Origin of the sequence: Robbsia betulipollinis (genome assembly GCF_026624755.1) — a bacterium.
Taxonomy (GTDB): domain Bacteria; phylum Pseudomonadota; class Gammaproteobacteria; order Burkholderiales; family Burkholderiaceae; genus Robbsia; species Robbsia betulipollinis.
Window position 1 is genome coordinate 2,286,303 of sequence record NZ_JAPMXC010000001.1, and the last position, 18,215, is coordinate 2,304,517.

At 59.7% G+C, this 18,215-nt stretch carries 15 protein-coding genes and 1 pseudogene; 14 read left to right on the top strand and 2 right to left on the bottom strand.

From position 1 onward, the window contains the following. The 5 genes from OVY01_RS09955 (at nucleotide 1) to OVY01_RS09975 (ending at nucleotide 5,268) form a co-directional block, all read left to right on the top strand. Nucleotides 1-726: an ABC transporter ATP-binding protein gene (locus OVY01_RS09955; protein WP_267847285.1), complete on the top strand. Its 726-nt coding sequence runs from the start codon at nucleotides 1-3 to the stop codon at nucleotides 724-726. Beyond that, the gene (locus OVY01_RS09960) at nucleotides 723-1,934 is read left to right on the top strand and encodes a glycosyltransferase (RefSeq protein WP_267847286.1); all 1,212 of its coding nucleotides are present in this window, start codon (nucleotides 723-725) and stop codon (nucleotides 1,932-1,934) included. Before OVY01_RS09955 ends, OVY01_RS09960 begins: the two co-directional genes overlap by 4 nt. Continuing rightward, on the top strand, nucleotides 1,931-2,968 hold the full coding sequence (gmd, locus tag OVY01_RS09965) for a GDP-mannose 4,6-dehydratase (protein ID WP_267847287.1): 1,038 nt from the start codon (nucleotides 1,931-1,933) through the stop codon (nucleotides 2,966-2,968). The genes OVY01_RS09960 and gmd overlap by 4 nt, the downstream gene beginning before the upstream one ends. Nucleotides 2,969-2,976: 8 nt before the next feature. Next, on the top strand, nucleotides 2,977-3,873 hold the full coding sequence (locus tag OVY01_RS09970) for an NAD-dependent epimerase/dehydratase family protein (RefSeq protein WP_267847288.1): 897 nt from the start codon (nucleotides 2,977-2,979) through the stop codon (nucleotides 3,871-3,873). Nucleotides 3,874-4,233: 360 nt separating this feature from the next. Next, nucleotides 4,234-5,268, top strand: coding sequence for an IS110 family RNA-guided transposase (locus tag OVY01_RS09975; protein WP_267847289.1), 1,035 nt, complete (start codon nucleotides 4,234-4,236; stop codon nucleotides 5,266-5,268). 382 nt (nucleotides 5,269-5,650) lie between these two features. Here OVY01_RS09975 and tnpC read toward each other — a convergent pair. Beyond that, a pseudogene (gene tnpC, locus OVY01_RS09980) lies at nucleotides 5,651-6,994 on the bottom strand (IS66 family transposase); the annotation flags it as partial. A 195-nt stretch (nucleotides 6,995-7,189) separates the two neighbouring features. Between tnpC and OVY01_RS09985 the strand changes: the two are divergent. The 9 genes from OVY01_RS09985 (at nucleotide 7,190) to OVY01_RS10025 (ending at nucleotide 17,027) form a co-directional block, all read left to right on the top strand. After that, a complete protein-coding gene (locus OVY01_RS09985) occupies nucleotides 7,190-8,863 on the top strand; it encodes an NTP transferase domain-containing protein (protein WP_267847290.1) in 1,674 nt (557 codons plus the stop codon). Further along, on the top strand, nucleotides 8,860-9,264 hold the full coding sequence (locus OVY01_RS09990) for a GtrA family protein (RefSeq protein WP_267847291.1): 405 nt from the start codon (nucleotides 8,860-8,862) through the stop codon (nucleotides 9,262-9,264). Before OVY01_RS09985 ends, OVY01_RS09990 begins: the two co-directional genes overlap by 4 nt. After that, a complete protein-coding gene (locus OVY01_RS09995) occupies nucleotides 9,261-9,959 on the top strand; it encodes a glycosyltransferase family 2 protein (RefSeq protein WP_267847292.1) in 699 nt (232 codons plus the stop codon). The genes OVY01_RS09990 and OVY01_RS09995 overlap by 4 nt, the downstream gene beginning before the upstream one ends. Then, nucleotides 9,956-10,561: a phosphatidylinositol-specific phospholipase C/glycerophosphodiester phosphodiesterase family protein gene (locus OVY01_RS10000; protein WP_267847293.1), complete on the top strand. Its 606-nt coding sequence runs from the start codon at nucleotides 9,956-9,958 to the stop codon at nucleotides 10,559-10,561. The genes OVY01_RS09995 and OVY01_RS10000 overlap by 4 nt, the downstream gene beginning before the upstream one ends. Further along, nucleotides 10,558-12,615 (top strand): nucleoside/nucleotide kinase family protein, encoded by a 2,058-nt coding sequence (locus OVY01_RS10005; RefSeq protein ID WP_267847294.1) that lies wholly within the window; start codon nucleotides 10,558-10,560, stop codon nucleotides 12,613-12,615. Before OVY01_RS10000 ends, OVY01_RS10005 begins: the two co-directional genes overlap by 4 nt. Then, the gene (locus tag OVY01_RS10010; RefSeq protein WP_267847295.1) at nucleotides 12,609-13,361 is read left to right on the top strand and encodes an HAD family hydrolase; all 753 of its coding nucleotides are present in this window, start codon (nucleotides 12,609-12,611) and stop codon (nucleotides 13,359-13,361) included. Before OVY01_RS10005 ends, OVY01_RS10010 begins: the two co-directional genes overlap by 7 nt. Continuing rightward, nucleotides 13,358-14,389, top strand: a complete 1,032-nt coding sequence (locus tag OVY01_RS10015; RefSeq protein WP_267847296.1) for a class II aldolase/adducin family protein — start codon at nucleotides 13,358-13,360, stop codon at nucleotides 14,387-14,389. Before OVY01_RS10010 ends, OVY01_RS10015 begins: the two co-directional genes overlap by 4 nt. Nucleotides 14,390-14,448: 59 nt before the next feature. Further along, a complete protein-coding gene (locus tag OVY01_RS10020) occupies nucleotides 14,449-14,859 on the top strand; it encodes a hypothetical protein (RefSeq protein ID WP_267847297.1) in 411 nt (136 codons plus the stop codon). Nucleotides 14,860-14,975: 116 nt separating this feature from the next. Continuing rightward, on the top strand, nucleotides 14,976-17,027 hold the full coding sequence (locus tag OVY01_RS10025) for a hypothetical protein (RefSeq protein WP_267847298.1): 2,052 nt from the start codon (nucleotides 14,976-14,978) through the stop codon (nucleotides 17,025-17,027). 28 nt (nucleotides 17,028-17,055) lie between these two features. Here OVY01_RS10025 and OVY01_RS10030 read toward each other — a convergent pair whose 3' ends face one another. Further along, nucleotides 17,056-18,075, bottom strand: a complete 1,020-nt coding sequence (locus OVY01_RS10030; protein WP_267847299.1) for an FkbM family methyltransferase — start codon at nucleotides 18,073-18,075, stop codon at nucleotides 17,056-17,058. Nucleotides 18,076-18,215 lie beyond the last annotated feature (140 nt).

Here is an 18,215-nt window from a genome sequence, read left to right on the forward strand (position 1 = left end):
ATGTCTTTTATAAAAAGCAAGAATCTCGCGATTGAATTCCCGATCAACGAGGTTTCGAACCGCTCCCTTAAACGCGAGGCCTTCAGCCTGGTGACGGGAGGGCGTTTCGGTTCGAGCAAGCAGGCGAAAGTCACGATCAAGGCGCTCGACGACATCTCGTTCGAGTTGAAATCCGGAGATCGTCTAGGTCTGCTCGGGCACAATGGCTCCGGCAAGAGCACGCTGCTCAAAGCGCTTGCGGGCGTGTATCAGCCGACGTCGGGCAGCCTGCTGACTCAGGGACGCATTACGTCACTGCTCGACATCACATTGGGCATGGATATGGATGCTACGGGCTACGAGAATATCGTGCTGCGCGGCCTGATGCTCGGACACACGCCACGGAAGATGCGGGAACTGAGTGACGAGATCGCGGAGTTTTCTGAACTCGGCGACTACCTTCGACTACCCGCGCGGATCTATTCTTCCGGCATGCTGGTGCGGCTGGGTTTTGCGATATCCACCTGCGTGCCCGCGGATATCGTGTTGATGGATGAATGGCTGGCAGTGGGAGATGCGGAGTTCCAGCAAAAGGCAAACGAGAAGCTCAAGGATATGACTGCGCATGCGGCGATCCTCGTTATCGCATCGCATATGCCGTCGATCATCGACAGCATATGTAACCGGACCATACGCCTCGAGAAAGGCGTAATCGTAAGTGATTCCCTAGTGAGTGGCACGGTATGAAGATAGCAATTGTTTCGACTTACGCGATCGAATGTGGGATTGCACGATTTGCCCAGATTCTGGAGCGCGACCTTTCCCAGTACGCCGAGGTCACAGTTTTCCCGTTGAATCGACACGAACTCAAAGAAGAGTTCGGAGGGACGGATGAGTCGGCGGACAAGGCTATTGCCCATATTGTTGCCAAATTGAAAGGTTTCGATGCTGTATCGATCCAGCATGAGTACAGTCTTTTCGCCAGCACCTTGCATCAATCCAATACGCGGGTGAAGAAGCTGGTTGCAGCCAATCCAAATACCACTATCACGTTTCATACCGTCTTGAATCGCGCGGGCCGGCCACAGAAGGATCGTTTTTCCTATGCGAAGTTTCTGCGCCCCAAGCGAGCGATCACGCAGTGGCTGCACCTGCGCAGGAAGAATGCCGACGTGCTCATGGAAATCGATCTTTTCAACTTTCTCAAAGAAAAGAAAGCCAAGATCGTCGTTCACACAAAGACTACCCGGCAGTTGCTGGAGCATCTTTTTTCGATCGAGCGTGCTTATTGTCATCCGTTGTCATATACGCGGCGCGTCGACAGGGACGTGTTCAACCATACGCGATCGCGGACCGCCCTGCGCGCCAAATACGCGATTCCGGACGAACATATTACGGTCGGGGTATTCGGCTACTTTGGTAACTACAAGGGTTTCGATTACGCGATCGAGTGCCTGGCCAGGCTTCCCGCGCAATATCAGTTGCTGGTATTCGCGGGACTGCATCCCTCCAGTATCAAAAGCGGCGACACGTCTCAAATCCAGATGCTGACGAAGCTCGCGGCCAAGCTCAAAGTACTTGATCGCGTATCTTTCTTGGGGGCAGTCGACGACGACGATTTGTATCGCGCCATCGCGGGGGTCGATTTTAGCTGGCTGCCTTACCGCGAAGTGGGGCAGGAAGCATCGGCAATCTGCAGCGAGGTTGCAGAGTTATCGAAAAGAATGCTGGTCTCTCGAAACTTCGCTTTTTCCGACTATGTGAAATTTGACAAGCGTAAGAATCTCGAGTTGTTCGAGATCAGCAATATCGAAGAGCTGAAACTGAAGACCTTGCTTTACGACACGCTGCACCCGGGCGGCCCCGCGGAAGACATGCAGGACGTCGAGTTTGCGGAAGAGCAGGCGCGCTTTTACATGAATGTATTGAAAACGACCGAACAGGCAACGAGATGAGCAAAACTGCGATCATTACCGGCATCACAGGACAGGATGGCGCTTATCTAGCGCAGCTCCTTCTGGGCAAGGGCTACACGGTTTACGGTACGTACCGCCGCACCAGTTCCGTGAATTTCTGGCGGATGGACGAACTGGGCATCACCCAGGATGCCAATCTTCATCTTGTCGAATATGATCTGACGGATCTCTCCTCGAGCATCCGCTTATTGCAAAACACGGGAGCCACCGAGATCTACAATCTCGCGGCACAAAGCTTCGTTGGCGTGTCCTTCGATCAGCCAATCACCACGGCCGAAATCACCGGCGTGGGGCCCCTGCATTTGCTCGAAGCCATCCGCATCGTCAATCCGAAGATCCGTTTCTATCAGGCATCCACGTCGGAAATGTTCGGCAAGGTGCAGGAAATTCCGCAGGTTGAGAGCACGCCGTTTTACCCACGCAGCCCCTACGGTGTGGCAAAGCTCTATGCACACTGGATGACCGTCAATTATCGCGAGTCGTACGACATCTTCGGGACGAGCGGTATCCTGTTTAATCACGAGTCGCCGCTGCGTGGCCGGGAATTTGTCACTCGCAAAATTACCGACTCGATCGCCAAGATCAAGCTGGGCAAGCTCGACAAGCTCGAACTGGGCAATCTGGATGCCAAGCGCGACTGGGGATTCGCGAAGGAATATGTGGAGGGCATGTGGCGCATGCTGCAGGCGGAGGTCGCCGATACCTTTGTTCTGGCGACCAACCGCACGGAAACGGTACGCGATTTCGTGACGCTGGCGGCTAGTGCGGTCGACATCGAGCTTGGTTGGCAGGGAAGCGCGGAAAACGAGACTGCTGTCGATACGAAGACCGGCAAGCAGATCGTGTCGATCAATCCCAAGTTTTACCGTCCCGCAGAGGTCGAACTACTGATCGGCAACCCGGAAAAGGCCAAGAACGTGTTGGGATGGGAGCCGTCGACGGGTCTGGAGCAACTTTGCAAAATGATGGTCGAGGCTGATATCCGCCGAAACAATCAAGGTTTTTCTTTTTGAGGTAAGACATGCGGACAGCTCTCGTTACTGGGGCTTCGGGGTTCACGGGGCAATACATGGTCCGCTCCCTGAAAGAGGCCGGCTACGTGGTGGTTGGCTTGGGCAGTAGCGAAACGGCGGCGGACGAGATGGTGGCGTGTGACCTGACCGATGCCGACGCGATCAATGCGATCGTCGCACGCGTCAAACCGGACGTGGTCGTGCATCTGGCGGCGCTGGCGTTTGTCGGACATGACGACCAGAAGGCGTTCTATCACGTCAACATCTTCGGTACCCAGCATCTCCTGAATGCCGTGGTGCGCCATGTTCCGAACATCGAGAAGGTCCTGATCGCCAGCAGCGCGAATGTCTACGGTACCCCCGGCATCGAATCGATCAGCGAGGATGTGACGCCACGGCCGGTCAACCACTACGCATGCAGCAAGCTGGCGATGGAATGCATCGTGGCGACGTATTTCGAGAAGCTGCCGATCATCATCACCCGGCCTTTCAACTACACGGGACCGGGGCAGGCAGTGCAGTTCCTCATCCCCAAGATCGTCAGCCACTTTGTGGCCGGCAGGAAAAAGATCGAACTCGGCAATATCGACGTAAGCCGCGATTTTTCCGATGTCCGGGATCTGGTTGGCGCCTATACCCGCCTGCTGACCTCCGCTTTCAAAAGCGGCGTGATCAATATCTGTTCCGGCGAGGCGATGTCGCTGAGCAGCATCATCGCGATGATGGAAGAGATTGCCGGCTATCCCATTCAGGTCGAGGTGAATCCGGCTTTCGTCCGGGCCAATGAAATTCCGGTGCTGAAAGGCGACCCCGGCCGCCTTGCCGCCGAGATATCGCTGCCCCCGCGGATCGCGATGCGGCAAACTCTGAGCGATATGTATCATTCGGCGCCCGCCGCTTCCTGAAGTCCGCCGTATCGCGCTGCGGTCAACAGCCGGCATTCCTCCGTGCCGGACTGCGCGCGGAAGGGCCTCGCACCCGTCTCGGACGACGTGTACGGCGTCTGCGGCGCAAGGCGGCAGGTCTTCGCCGTGAGCGCCGTTCCCCTGGCGTGCCGGACCCGCCGCCTGCCTGAATACTTTCCTTGTTCGACAACCGATCCCAGCGGAGGAGTCGCCCGCGCGCGGATGACGGTCCGCGTCGTGAAATTGCGCCTATCATGCGGTAATCGTAAGCAATGGGATGGACGCCCCCACCACACATCGGGGTGTCGGCGTATAAAGTAACGGAGTCCGTCACCTCTCGACCCGCAAGGAGCGACCATCATGCAAATCACGACTATCGGAATCGATCTGGCCAAGAACGTTTTTCAAGTCCACGGGGCTAACGAACACGGCAAACCGATTTTGCGCAAACAGCTACGTCGCGATCAGGTTGTGGTCTTTTTTTCCAATATGCCACCATGCCTGACAGGAATGGAAGCATGCGGTGGGGCGCACCATTGGGCTCGTAAGCTTGAAGCGCTAGGGCATGACGTCAAGCTGATCGCTCCGCAATTCGTTAAGCCCTACGTCAAGAGCAATAAAAACGATGTTGCCGATGCCGAGGCAATTTGTGAGGCTGTGTCGCGTCCGACCATGCGATTCGTCCCAATCAAGAACATCGAACAGCAATCTGTGCTCGCGTTACATCGCGCACGGCAAGGATTCGTAAAGGCACGCACGGCACAGGCTAATCAGATACGTGGACTGCTGGCTGAATTTGGGCTTGTCATCCCGCAGGGCATTGCGTACATAGCCAAGCGCGTTCCTGAACTTATCGAAGACGCGACGTTGCCATTGACGGGCGTATTTCGAATATTAATTAACCGACTGCTGGAGCATCTTAAATTACTGGACAAACAGGTTGATGAACTTGAAGCTCAGATCAAAGACTGGCATAAAAACAGCGAGATGAGCCGCAGGCTCGAGAGAATACCTGGTATCGGCCCCATCACTGCAAGTGCAATGACAGCGACGATCGGCGACGCAAAGAATTTTACAAACGGAAGGCAGCTAGCAGCATGGCTAGGACTTGTTCCGCGACAGAATTCAAGCGGCGGTAAGTCGACCCTATTGGGCATGAGCAAACGTGGCGACGCCTATTTGCGCACGCTGCTTATTCATGGCGCACGCTCTGTGATCTACCGGGCAAATCAGCGGGCCGAGACTCACGCATGGTTATTTAAATTAATCAATCGACGTAACGCAAACGTCGCGGCAGTCGCCTTAGCCAATAAAACCGCAAGAATTATCTGGGCAATGCTAGTTCATAACCGAGATTTTAATCCGATATTTAAAGCAGATCGCGCATCTGTATAAGACTAAATTTTTCTATGACTGGTTAACAGGCGAACGATCCAACGATTGCACAAGTAATCACGCAATGATGGAGAGACAGGTAAGACCGTGGTTGGCAAAACCCGCGCTGGACGAGGCACCTAGAGTGCGTGTAAGCGATTGTGGGGCTGACCAGCAAAACCCATCAGGGACAGCGAGCTACGCCCGCGAACAAAGTCCGGATGTACGGGTGCAATCTTCTCTCTCAAACCATCATGAACTGAAAGCTTGGCAAACCGGGGGCGTCCATGTACGTCCAGGCAAGGCATCTTGCGTGATGGATATTGGCTGGGTGCAGGCGCGATGAAGCGCGAGATGGGGCGCCATTAGGTCCCCACTTATTTTCGTAAGCGTGGACCTATTTTCAGAGGCGCGATGACGCGGGCGTTGAACCCATCAGCGTCCACGGCAGCAACGCATCGATCTGGTTAACCAGATGCTCGGCGATGCGTGTGAGCACCTCGCGCAGATACGCCTCGGGGTCCAGACCGTTGAGTTTGGCCGTGCCGATGAGGCTGTACATCGCCGCTGCCCGGTGGCCGCCGGCGTCCGAACCTGCGAACAGATAGTTTTTACGTCCGAGCGCGACCGCGCGCCGGGCGCGTTCCACCGCATTGTTGTCGATTTCGGCACGGCCGTCGCGAGCGAACGTGTTCAGCGCCTCCCAGCGCTTCAACGTGTACTGGATCGCCCCGGCAAGCGCGGACTTGCTCGACAGGGCCGGCAGCAAGCCCTGCAGCCAGGCATGCAGATCATGCAGCAGGGGTTGCGTGCGCTCGACGCGAGCGGCCAGGCGCTGGTCCGGCGGCTGGCCGCGTATCTCGGCTTCGATCGCGTAAAGTGCCGCGATCCGGCGCACCGCCTCGCCCGCTGTCGGGGACGGATGCGACTGCGTAATGTCGTGGAACTTGCGGCGCACGTGCGCCCAGCACGCGGCCGGCACGCGCGTGCCGTCGACGTAGAGCTTGTCGTAACCCGCGAAGCCATCGGCGTGGATGATGCCGTCGAACGCTTGCAAATGGTTTTGCGGATGTTCGCCCCGCCGATCCGGCGTGTACGCCATCCATACGGCGGCCGGTGCCGTGCTCCCACTAGGCCGCTCGTCACGTACGTAGGCCCAGAGGCGCCCCGTCGCGGTCTTGCCTCGTCCCGGTGCGAGCACGGGCACCGGCGTGTCGTCGGCATGCAGCATGGCCCCGGCCATCACGTAGCGCCGCAACGCGTCCACCAACGGCCGCAGCAAACGCGTCACGCCGCCGACCCACTCGGTAAGGGTCGAGCGCTCGATCTCCACGCCGCTTCGCGCGTGGATTTGCACCTGCCGGTAGAGGGGTAAACGATCGCTGTATTTGCTCACCACCACGTGGGCCAGGAGACCGGGGCCGGCGAGGCCACGGGCGATGGGCCGCGATGGTGCGCTCGCCTGTGCCAGCGTCTGGCAACAGGCGCAGCTGAGTTTGCGCCGTACATGACGGATCACCCGGAAGCTGGCCGGCACGTATTCGAGTTGCTCGGCGACATCCTCGCCGATGGCTTTAAGCATACCGCCACAGTCCGGACACTGATCGTGCGGAGGCGCGTGATCGATCGTCTCGCGCGGCAGCTGCTCGGGCAGGGGCTTGCGCGTGCGTTGGGTCCGCTCGCGGGCCTCGGGCGTTTGGGGCGGCGGATCTCCACCCTTGTCGAGCAGCACCTCCTCGAGCTTGAGTGACGTTTACCATGAAATCAAATGGCGCGCGGGTGGATGGGTTGAGCTAGCAACAATTGAGCACTGCCACCAAGGGCGGTATGGCCGATTGGGAAAAGGTATCTGTATGATGTTAATTTTTTTGAATCATCGACCGACGCCGGATACTTTCGACCATTCCTGCCGGGCTCGCGACTCCATTTAGGCAGAGTTTTCGTGCAAATCATCGTCCCTATGTCCGGCTTCGGCGAACGCTTTCGTCGCGCCGGGTACAGCGTTCCCAAGCCGCTCATTCCGATAGACGGCAAGCCGATCATCGCTCATGTGATCGACATGTTCCCGGGCGAGCAGGACTTCATCTTCATCTGCAATCGGGACCACCTGGACAATCCTGATTATGGAATGAGGGAAATACTTCAACGGTATTGTCCATCGGGCAGGATCGTCGGCATCGCACCGCATAAACTCGGTCCGGTGCATGCCGTTCGCCAGGTGCTGGATCTGGTCGATCCCCAGCAGCCGACAGTCGTGAACTACTGCGATTTCACCTGTTTTTGGGATTGGCAGGATTTCAAGGACTTCGTGGCCGCCACCGGTTGTGCCGGCGCGATCCCCGCATATAAGGGTTTTCACCCGCACAGCCTGGGCAGCACCAACTACGCCTATCTTCGGGAGACCGGAGGATGGGTGGACGACATCCAGGAAAAGCAGCCCTACACGAACGACCGGATGAACGAGTTCGCGTCCAGCGGCACCTACTACTTTGCGTCCGGGCGCATCATGGCCGATGCATTTCAGGCCACGATGGCGCAGCAGTTGAACGTGGCCGGGGAGTACTATGTCAGCCTGTCCTACAAGCCGATGCTCGCGGTGAATCTGCCCGTGGCGGTTTATCCGTTGCAGCACTTCATGCAGTGGGGCACGCCCGACGACGTCGCGGAATTCACCGGATGGTCGCTGGCATTCAAACGACTGATTGCCAGCGAAGCGGACGCATCCGCCAGCAACGAAGCGGTCGTCATGCCGATGGCGGGCCTGGGGCAGCGGTTCGCGCAGCAGGGCTATACCCTGGCGAAGCCGCTGATTCCCGTATCCGGCAAGCCGATGGTCGCGCAAGCGGTGCACGATCTGCCCGCCGCCGCGCAGCACGCGTTCGTGCTGCGCGGCGACATGGCCGGGCACGAGGACATCACGCAGCAACTGTTGCCGCTCTATCCCCATGCAGTGATCAGCACGATTCCCGCCGTCACCGAAGGGCAGGCCTGCACCGCGTTGCTGGGCGTGGATGCGCTCGAGGAACGTGACGGTCCGCTCTCCGGTGCGCTGACCTTCGGCGCCTGCGACAACGGCGTTCTCTATGACGCCGCGGCGTTGCAGGGCCTGCTGGACGACCCGACGGTGGACGTGATCGTATGGGGCGTTCGCGGGCACGCGAATGCGGTGCGCCGTCCCGCGATGTTCGGGTGGATCGACGCGCAGGACGGCGTCATCCGTCATATCTCCGTCAAGACGCCGCTCGACGCGCCTGCCAGCGATCCCATCGTCATCGGCACTTTCACGTTCCGGCGCGCCGCGGATTTCCGCCGGGCGCTTGCCCGCCTCATCGCGCGCGATGGCCGGATCGGCGGCGAGTTCTATCTGGACGCCTGCATCAACGACGCGATCGAACTGGGGCTGCAATGCCGGCTGTTCGAGGTCGATGCATTTCTGTCGTGGGGAACGCCGAATGATCTCCGGACCTTCACCTACTGGCAGTCGTGTTTTCATAAATGGGCGTCGCATCCGTATCGTCTCGAACGGGATGGCCGGGTTGCGGCAAGCGCCTTGCCAGAGCTTGAAAACGATTATGCCGCGCTGCGCCCCGAGCGGCCCGCGGCGCGCAAAGCATGATCGGTCGCGAAATCCGGATTTTCATTCTGGTCGGCATCGTGACGGTGCTGATCGATTTCACGGTCTACCGCGGCATCGTCTGGCTGTTCGGCTGGAATGCGAGTTATGCGAAGGGTTGCAGCTTTCTTGCGGGAACGGTCTTTTCCTATTTCGCCAACCGCGCGCTGACTTTCGGTCATGCCCGTTCCGCCAGCGGTAGCGGCTGGCGCTTCGGCCTGCTGTATGCGCTGACGCTGGGCGCGAACATTGTGGTCAATGCCGCTGTCCTGAAGATCCTGCGCGACGTGCACGGCGCCGTCGGCGTGGCGTTCGTTCTTGCGACCGGTACGTCGACCGTTCTCAATTTCATCGGCATGAAATGGTTCGTTTTCCGGACTGCCCGCCCGGAGGTGGTGCTGTGAAGCTGTCGCTCGTGATTCCCTGCTACAACGAAGCGGCCAACTTGCCGCTGCTGCTGGAGCGCTGCGCGATCGTTGCCCGGTCCGCGGACGCCGAGGTCATTCTCGTGGACAACGGCTCCACCGACGCCACGCCGGCGGTGCTCGCACAACTGCTCCCGCGCTATCCGGGCTGCCGGTCCGTGCGCGTGGAAAAGAACCAGGGCTATGGCTTCGGCATCCTGTCGGGCCTGCGCGCCGCGCACGGCGACGTTCTCGCGTGGACGCACGCGGACATGCAGACCGATCCGTTCGATGCGGTACGGGGTCTTGAATTCTTCAGGCAGCATGGGCTGGATATCTTCGTGAAGGGGCACCGCCGGGGACGTCCCCTGGCGGATACGGTCTTCACGGTGGGCATGAGTGTTTTCGAAACGCTGCTGCTGCGTACCGGCCTGTATGACATCAATGCGCAGCCCACCATGTTCTCGAAACAGTTCTTCGCATCCTGGGATGCCGCGCCACACGACTTTTCACTCGATCTCTTCGCGTACTACCGGGCCCGGCTGGCGAAACTCGCGACCCACCGGTTTCCCGTCACGTTCGGCGAACGGGCGCACGGTGTTTCGCACTGGAACGTCAACTGGTCGGCCAAGCGAAAATTTATCGAAAGGACTGTGACCTTCAGTTTAGAATTGCGAAAAAATCTGAAAAAATGAAACTGATCCGACATCGCCGCAATACGCTCGCCGAACTCGCTGAAACCGATACGCGCTACGGCGTCGAGGTCGATATCCGCAGTCAGGGCGACAGGCTCGTGATGCACCATGATCCGTTCGCCGCGGGCGAGGGGTTCGACGAGTGGATTGCGCAATACCGCCATGGAACGCTGATCCTCAACGTCAAGGAAGAAGGTCTGGAAGCGCGTCTGATCGCATTGATGGCGGCCCATGGCATCGAGGACTATTTTTTCCTTGACCAATCCTTCCCCTTCATGATGCGCTGGGCGGAAGCGGCGAAAGGGCGGTGCGCGGTGCGCGTGTCCGAGTACGAATCGATCCAGACCGCATTGACGCTGGCCGGCAAGGTCGACTGGGTGTGGGTGGACTGTTTCACGAAGTTCCCGCTCGACGAACACGACGCGCAGCGCCTCACGCAGGCCGGTTTCCGGCTGTGTCTGGTTTCGCCCGAGTTGCAGGGGTGGGACGCGGATGCCGACATCCCCCTGCTGCGGCAGATCCTGCAGGCGCGCGGTATTCGTGCGGACGCGGTTTGCACGAAAAGGCCTGAATTGTGGGAGCTTTCTACGGGCAGGGAATGAAAAAGCTTTTGCTGGATCCGTTGTTCCTCGCCGGTCTGTTGCTGCGGCTTGTGCTGATTGGTCTGGCGCTGCCCGCCGCGGCGATGCAGTGGTATGTCCCGTTCATGAACGTGAGCACCCATTCGTTCAGCACCGACCCCTGGACGGCCTGGTTGGCCAGCGGCGGCACGCCCATCGCCTTTCCCTACGGGTATGCGATGTGGCTGTGTTTCCTGCCGCTGACGCTGATATGCAAAGGCTTGGGCATGCCGCTGCTGTATGGCTATGCCGGCACCTTGCTGTGCGTCGATTTCATCATGCTGAATCTGCTCGGCAGGATGATTCCCGGGCGCGTCAGGCTGTTGCTCTCAGTGTACTGGTTTTCTCCGATCGTCATCGTCGCGACCTATCTGCTGGGTTTGAACGATCTGATCCCCGTCACGCTGCTGGTGCTGTCCCTGCATCATTTCCGGCGCCATCGGCTCGCCCTTTCCGGTTTCGTCTTCATCGCGGCGATTTCCGCGAAAGCGAGCATGGTGATCGCCCTGCCGTTCTTCATTATCTACTTCGCGCACAACCTCGCCTACCGGAGATTCCTGCCGCGCTTCGTGGCGGGTATCGCGCTTGGCGGCGTCCTGCTGCTGGTGCCGTATCTCGCCTTGTCGCATTCCGCGGTCATGATGCTGCTCAGCAATCCGGAGACCGGAAAAGTCTTTCGCCTGACGATGGATCTGGGCCCCACTTTTTCGATTTACCTGGTGCCGCTGGTCTATATCCTGGTGCTGTATGCGGCGTGGCGCGTCAAGCGGATGAATTTCGATCTGTTCCAGGCGATGCTGGGATTGGGATTCATGGCGGTCGTGCTGATGACCCCGGCTTCTCCGGGCTGGTTCATCTGGTTGACGCCGCTGCTGCTGACCTACCAGGCGATGGGCGACAGGGTGGCGACGATGCTCGCCTGGCTGTTTTCCATTCTCTACGTCATCAGCAGCATGCTCGAACTCGCCCCCGGCACGATCGTCGTCGGCGGGGTTTTCTTCGACGCGAGCCGTCTGCTGGCCGACCATTTCGGCAGGCGCTTCCCGTCGCTTTTCTATACGGCGATGGTGGCGATCGGCGCGGTTCTGGCCGTTCGCATCTGGCGGCAGACCGTCAGCCGCAACGATTTTTTCCGTCTCAGCCGCAAGCCGTTCGTCCTGGGCATCGCCGGTGATTCGGGCGCCGGAAAGGACACCTTCGCCGATGCGATCGAAGGCCTGTTCGGTCAGCATTCGGTCACCATGCTCACGGGCGACGACTATCACCTGTGGGACCGCCAACGGCCGATGTGGCAGGTGATGACGCATCTGAACCCAGTCGCCAACGACCTCGACCGGTTCGCCAGCGATCTGGTCTCGCTCATCGACGGCAAGCCGGTTCAGTCCACGCATTACGACCACCAGACAGGGCGGATGAGCCGTCCGCGTGCGATCCGCAGCAATGATTTCATCATCGCCAGCGGCCTGCATGCGCTCTATCTGCCCATCGCCCGGCGTTGCTACGATCTGAGCATCTATCTGGATATCGACGAAGACCTGCGCAGATACTTCAAGATGCGGCGCGACGTCACGGTGCGGGGCCATAGCGTGGCGCAGGTCGAAGCGTCCTTCCTCCGGCGCGAGCCCGATGCGGCGCGTTTCATCCGGCCGCAGGCGCTGGAAGCCGATCTCATCCTGTCGCTCCAGCCCATTCATCCGCGCATGCTGGAAGACATCCGCGTCGAGCAGACGCTGCCGTTCAAGCTCGTCGTCCAGTCGCGGCACGGCCTCAGCTCGATATCGCTGACCCGGGCGCTGGTGGGCGTGTGCGGGCTGCACGTCGATGAAATTCCCGCGCGCGACGGTTCGCGCATCGCGTTCGCCATCGAGGGCGACACTTCCGCAGCGGATATCGAGATGGCGGCGCGCATGATCTGCCCGCGCATTTTCGAGTTTCTCGATACCGTGCCCGTCTGGCAGGATGGCATGATGGGGCTGATGCAACTGGTGACGCTGTCACATATCAATCAGGCGTTGACGGAGCGGTTCATATGGTAAAAATTTATCACCCGGGGAGGTTTGATCGCCTCCCGGACGCGATCCTGTTCGATACGGACAATACGCTTTATCCGTACGATCCGGCGCACGCGGTGGCCATGCAGGCCGTGCGGGAAAAGGTCGTCAGCCGTTTCAAGATCACGCCCGCCGTATTCGACAAGGCGTTTCACGAAGCGCGGCAGCAGATCAAGACGCGTCTTGCGCACACGGCGTCCTCTCACAGCCGCCTGCTGTATCTGCAAAGAATGCTGGAGATCATGGGGCTGGGTTCCCAGGTCCTACTCGCGCTCGATTTCGAGCAAACCTACTGGCGTACCTTTCTGAGCAACGCGGTCCTGTTCGACGAAGTCAAGGATCTGCTGGACGATCTGCGCCTGCTGGGCGTCCCAACCGCGATCGTGACCGATCTCACCGCGCAGATCCAGTTTCGGAAAATCGTCTATTTCGGGCTGGATCACTATTTCGACTACATCGTGACGAGCGAGGAGGCGGGCTTCGACAAGCCGCACGGCGCGCCGTTTCATATCGCGCTGGAGAAGATTCGTCCGAAGGGCGATCTGATATGGATGATCGGGGACAATCCGATCAACGATATCCAGGGTGCCCGAAAGGAGATCAATGCGATCACGCTGCAGAAAATCCACGAAGGAACGCCACTGGGGATCGGCGAAAACGCGCCCGATGCGTCTTTTCGGGAATTCAAGGAACTCCGTCGGCTCATCGCCGATTTGCGGGGCGATAAATGAGCACGGCAATCAATGCGCTGGGGCGATCCGTCATCGAGTTCTGTGCCCGAATCGGCGCGGACCCGCTGCTCGTCCAGGGGGCGGGCGGTAATGTGTCCTGGAAACAGGACGATGCGCTGTGGATCAAGGCGTCGGGAAAATGGCTGGCGGAAGCGGACCGGGAAGAGATCTTCCTGCCCGTCGATCTCTCGCAGCTGCGGCATGCGCTGGCAGAGGGCGACTACGCGGTGGCGCCGCAGACGCTGGTCAACGGTGCCTTGAAACCGTCGATCGAGACGCTGCTGCATGCGCTGATGCCGCAGCCGGTGGTGGCGCACCTGCATGCAGTCGAAGCGCTGGCCCATCTGGTCAGAATCGACGGGCTCGACGAGATTCGCGCCAAACTGGATCCATCGGTGCGGTGGGTTGCCACGGATTATCACAAGCCGGGCGCCGAACTGGCGCAGGCCGTGGCCCAGGCGCTGGCCCATGACGGCGCCGCTCCGGTGGTCTTTCTGGGGAACCACGGGGTGGTCGTAGGGGCGGAGACGGTGGCGCAACTCGAGGAGATGCTGGGCCGGATCACCGCGTCCTTGCGTTGTCCGGTGTCGGCAAACGTCCTCGCCGACGCGGCAGGGCAGGGGATTTGCGCCGAAGCGCGCGCGGCGGGCTACGCACCGATCGACGATCGCATCGTGCAGGGGCTCGCGCTGGATGCGGGCTTGCTGGCCAGGGTCGAGCGCGACTGGGCGCTGTACCCGGATCACGTCGTCTTCCTGGGCGCGCAGGCGATCGTGCGCGACGGCCCGTGCGCATTCGCGGACGTCCTCCCGGACGCCGGCGTCTTTCCCGAACTCGTTTTCGTGCGGCGTCACGGCGTCTTTGCCCACAGCGGTTTCAGCATCGCCAAACAGGTGCAGCTGCGCTGCTACGCGGATGTGCTCGTCAGGCAAGGCGAAACCGATGCACTGTACTCGTTGAGTCAGCAGGATATCGGCCAATTGCTCAACTGGGACGCGGAGCGTTATCGTATGACGCTGAACAAATAAGCGGTTCTAAGTGAAAAACGTAGTGGAATGGCCAATCCAAGAATGCGTTTACGCGCTTTTTGTACGATCAGAAATGGGGCAGGGTGTACCGGCAGGAAGGCAGCAATGCGCCGGGCGTGGTGGGCCGGGCGTTTCACTCGGGACGCCGCGCGGTCGAGCCCACCGACGGGCCGGGCATCCGCACTTACGGCCCCTATCTGACGCTGGCACCGGGACGGTATCGGGTAACGGTCTGGTACGCTGCATCGGGCGATGACGGCAGTGGCTATCTCGACATCATCGGAACGCTCAAAGGCGTCGCCGGAACGACGCTTTTCAAACAAAGTCTCGGCTCCGGGAACGACCTTGAAATGCGCACCACGGTCACCATTGCGCCGGGCGGCGTCATCCACTTCGAGGTAAGGTCCTGGTTTTCCGGACACGGCATGCTGCTGGTCAAGAATATGGAGATTGCACCGGTCGACGGGTGAACCGTTTCGCAGCAGCCGTCCGGAGCACACGGTCCGCTCAGCGCGTGCCGGCACTGAACTTTCAACACGCGGCGCCAGGGCGTGGGCCGCGGCAACACTTCAATGGTTGAATGTATATGCGGATGAACAAGAGCGGGACAGGCGAGCTGGTTCTCGCCGGTATTGCGGTGCTCGCCGTAACAGCGTTGCTATGGATAAAAATCAACAGCGGCTGGCTCGATAGCGATCAGTTGTACATGGAGGGAATATCGAAGGACCTGCTCCTGCTGGGCGGGCACTGGTCCGACTGGAAATTCTCGCCGGCCCCGGACTATTTTCCGGACATGTTGCTCTACCTGCTGTGCGCGAAGTTCATCGCGTCGACCGTATGCAGGATATTCATCGTATCCGCGTTGCAGGTGGTGTTTCTGTCCGCCGCGGTGGTCTGGCTGGCACGCACCCTCCATCCTGCCGTGTCGGCACGCGCGCTGGCCATCCTGTTGCTGCTGATCGGATTCTTCACGCTGGTGTGCGCGAAGTCCGCCATATGGATCTATTTTTATTCCACGAACAGCCATTTCGCTTCGTTGCTGCTCACCGTTTTCAATCTGGCGGTCGCGATCCGGTTTTTCAGACGGCCCAGCGCGGGCAAGGCGGTGCTGTTCATCGCAACGGGCATTCTAGCCGCCTTGTCGACGAGGATATATTTTCTTTCGTTTCTGTTTCCGGCGATCCTGTTCGCCTTGTTTCTGCTTACCCGAAAGGGGCGTGCGCTGTTTCCCGACATCGGGGCGGGCACCAAGATCGGGTTTGCGCTGGCGAACCCGCTGACTTTCGTGGTGGAAAACGTCCTGTCGCCCCTTATCTCGAAAAACGATGTGCTCGGGCAGCGGGTGCCGTTCACCCTCAAGGCCGCGCGCAATTCGCTGAAGCTGTGCTTCGAGACACTGGTGAATTCGTTCTCTCTGGAAAGCGGCTATCGCCTCGTCTTCAGCGTGGCGGCGCTTGCCTGCGTTCTTTTTCTCATATCGAAAGCGCGCACGGGAACGCTTTTCAGGAACCCTGCAGACTCGCGGGCACCGGTAGGCCGCGAGTCTGCGGAGCAAGCGGCGACGCAGGTCGACGGTTTTGCTTTCGTGGCGCTGTTCGTCTGCTTCGTGGCGCCGATCAATTTTCTCGGTGCGGTGCTGTCCGGCGGCTATGTGGACCTGGAGGGCTTCAGATATTTCGCCGGCCTGATCGCGGTCGTCATGGTCCTGGCCGTGACGGTGGCCGACCGGGACGGGTTCCTGCTGCGCCGCCATGTCGGCTGGTCATGCCGGGCGGTCGCGATCTTTCTGACGCTCGCGAGTGCAGGTTTCTTTCTCGCCGGCAGAAGTCATGACGCGGGCGTGCCGCCCATCGTATCGTGCCTGGACAAGATAGAAAAGGATGGGTTCCACCTGGAAGCGGGAACGGCGGATTACTGGTACGCCCGCGGCGTCAGTCATTATCTGCCCAACAAGAACTGGATCGTGACCACCGATCACGACATGAGCCCTCTGTTCTGGATGTCATCGCTGGGGCCGATAGCGAAACGCCAGCACTACGGCTATCACTACAATTTCGTCATCATCCGCGACCCGGGAACCCCGATCTACTTCGACTATACGGCGCAGACCATCGGCAAACTGCTGCCCGAGCCGAGTCGCAAGCTGTACTGTCCGGCAAGCCATGCAACGGTCTGGATCTACGCGAATGACGATCTGGATGTCGCCCTGAAAAACGCGTTCGATCAGTTTCTTTTCAACAAGGGGCTGGCCGGGACATTCGCGCAGGCGGGGCAATCGCTACCGGGAACGACCGGCGCCATGTCCGGTACGACGCGCCGCGCGGCGGCGGGCACGGATGCAGCCGGTTTTCTGACCTATGGCCCCTACGCGAATCTGCGAAAGGGACGCTACCGGGTGACGATCTCGTACGTCACCCGGGGCGGCGACGGCGGCAATTATCTCGACATGATCGGCACGGTCAAGGCGAAGACGGGAGTTCAGCTGTTCCGGCAGGAGTTGCAGCGTGACGGCGAGCACGAGATCGGCACGGTCATCGATACGGAACAGAACGCCATCGGGAATTTCGAGGTACGCACATGGTTCTCGGGCCACGGCGAATTGGTCTTCAAGAATCTAACGATTTCCCGGATGCCTTGATCCTTCTTCGCTGGGCGCGGCACCCGCCTCAACGCCACATCGATCTGGCGGAGATGCGGGAACGGTGCACCCGGAATTCCTCCCCCTTCAGCAGCTCCTGATAGAGCCGCACGAGGGGCAGGTCGGCGCGGTTTTCCCAATACTGGATATCGTGCGCTCCTGGCGGGCGCGCCAGAATTCTCTCGAATGCCAGCGTGATGCCGGCGACCGTTGTCGGCGCGTTGAGTTCGCCGTCGAGCAGATCCCACGTCATCAGCCGAACCAGGTGGTCCGCGCTTTCGATGGAGGCGGCACCGAACACCCGTTGTGCAAACACTTTCGCCCATGCGTGATCCGGATGCCGTGCGTCGTCCAGAGCGAATCCATAGCTGTTGAGCGCGACGGCGCCATCGAAGGGATTGACCGGCGTCTTGAAATGTTCCGCGAGCGCGGCGTGTTCCTGCGCCACGTAGTACCGGTTGATTCCGTCGAAGAAAGCGAAGTGGTAGCCCGCGCGCAGCAGGTCGGGTTCCCAGCCGTCCCACGCCGGCGTCGGCAGGCCGGGCAGGGTGGCTTCCACCACCACGACCGCGGGCCGCCAGCGCGCCCAGTCCCCTCCGGCAATGACGTCCGCCTCGGCGCCCTCGACATCGATTTTGAGAAAATCGATGGAAGCGGGAGCATGGCGTTCGCATAAAGTGGCCAGCGTCAGCACATCCACGGCAATCGATTCGATGTGCGCGGCGTGGCGCTCGATCAGGTCCGATTCCTGTTTCAACAGCGACGACAGATGGTCGGCGTTCGCGCTGATGTTGAAATAGGCCCGATCGTTCCTGCGGCCGATGGCTACCCCCAGGTTGATATCCCTGGGCCGTGCGGCCTGCAGTTCTTTCAGACGAAACGGCGTGGGTTCGACATTGATGCCGTGCCATCCCCGTTGATAGAAATGATAGGCAGTGTTTGAAACGACCGGATGACATGCGCCCAGATCGATGTAAAACCCCTGTTTCTTGTTTGCGAAACAACGTTCCAGGTAAACATCTTCAAATATTTGCGCGTATGAAAGCATGGGCATTTCCGTTACAACAAATTCGTTAAATATTTACCTGGGAATACACGCAAACGAGGATAGCACGAGGCCTTGCCATGCAACCGTATATCCGGAGAAACGTTGCAGTGCGTGGTCTTCGCGAGACGTCGGGTCCGTCG

Bases quoted from the DNA above. Each gene is read 5' to 3' on its own strand.
- OVY01_RS09970 (WP_267847288.1), top strand. From the start codon at position 2,977: ATGCGGACAGCTCTCGTTACTGGGGCTTCGGGGTTCACGGGGCAATAC.
- OVY01_RS10025 (WP_267847298.1), top strand. From the start codon at position 14,976: ATGCGGATGAACAAGAGCGGGACAGGCGAGCTGGTTCTCGCCGGTATT.
- gmd (WP_267847287.1), top strand. From the start codon at position 1,931: ATGAGCAAAACTGCGATCATTACCGGCATCACAGGACAGGATGGCGCT.
- OVY01_RS09955 (WP_267847285.1), top strand. From the start codon at position 1: ATGTCTTTTATAAAAAGCAAGAATCTCGCGATTGAATTCCCGATCAAC.
- OVY01_RS10010 (WP_267847295.1), top strand. From the start codon at position 12,609: ATGGTAAAAATTTATCACCCGGGGAGGTTTGATCGCCTCCCGGACGCG.
- OVY01_RS09960 (WP_267847286.1), top strand. From the start codon at position 723: ATGAAGATAGCAATTGTTTCGACTTACGCGATCGAATGTGGGATTGCA.
- OVY01_RS10030 (WP_267847299.1), bottom strand. From the start codon at position 18,075: ATGCTTTCATACGCGCAAATATTTGAAGATGTTTACCTGGAACGTTGT.
- OVY01_RS10015 (WP_267847296.1), top strand. From the start codon at position 13,358: ATGAGCACGGCAATCAATGCGCTGGGGCGATCCGTCATCGAGTTCTGT.
- OVY01_RS10000 (WP_267847293.1), top strand. From the start codon at position 9,956: ATGAAACTGATCCGACATCGCCGCAATACGCTCGCCGAACTCGCTGAA.
- OVY01_RS09975 (WP_267847289.1), top strand. From the start codon at position 4,234: ATGCAAATCACGACTATCGGAATCGATCTGGCCAAGAACGTTTTTCAA.
- OVY01_RS10005 (WP_267847294.1), top strand. From the start codon at position 10,558: ATGAAAAAGCTTTTGCTGGATCCGTTGTTCCTCGCCGGTCTGTTGCTG.
- OVY01_RS09990 (WP_267847291.1), top strand. From the start codon at position 8,860: ATGATCGGTCGCGAAATCCGGATTTTCATTCTGGTCGGCATCGTGACG.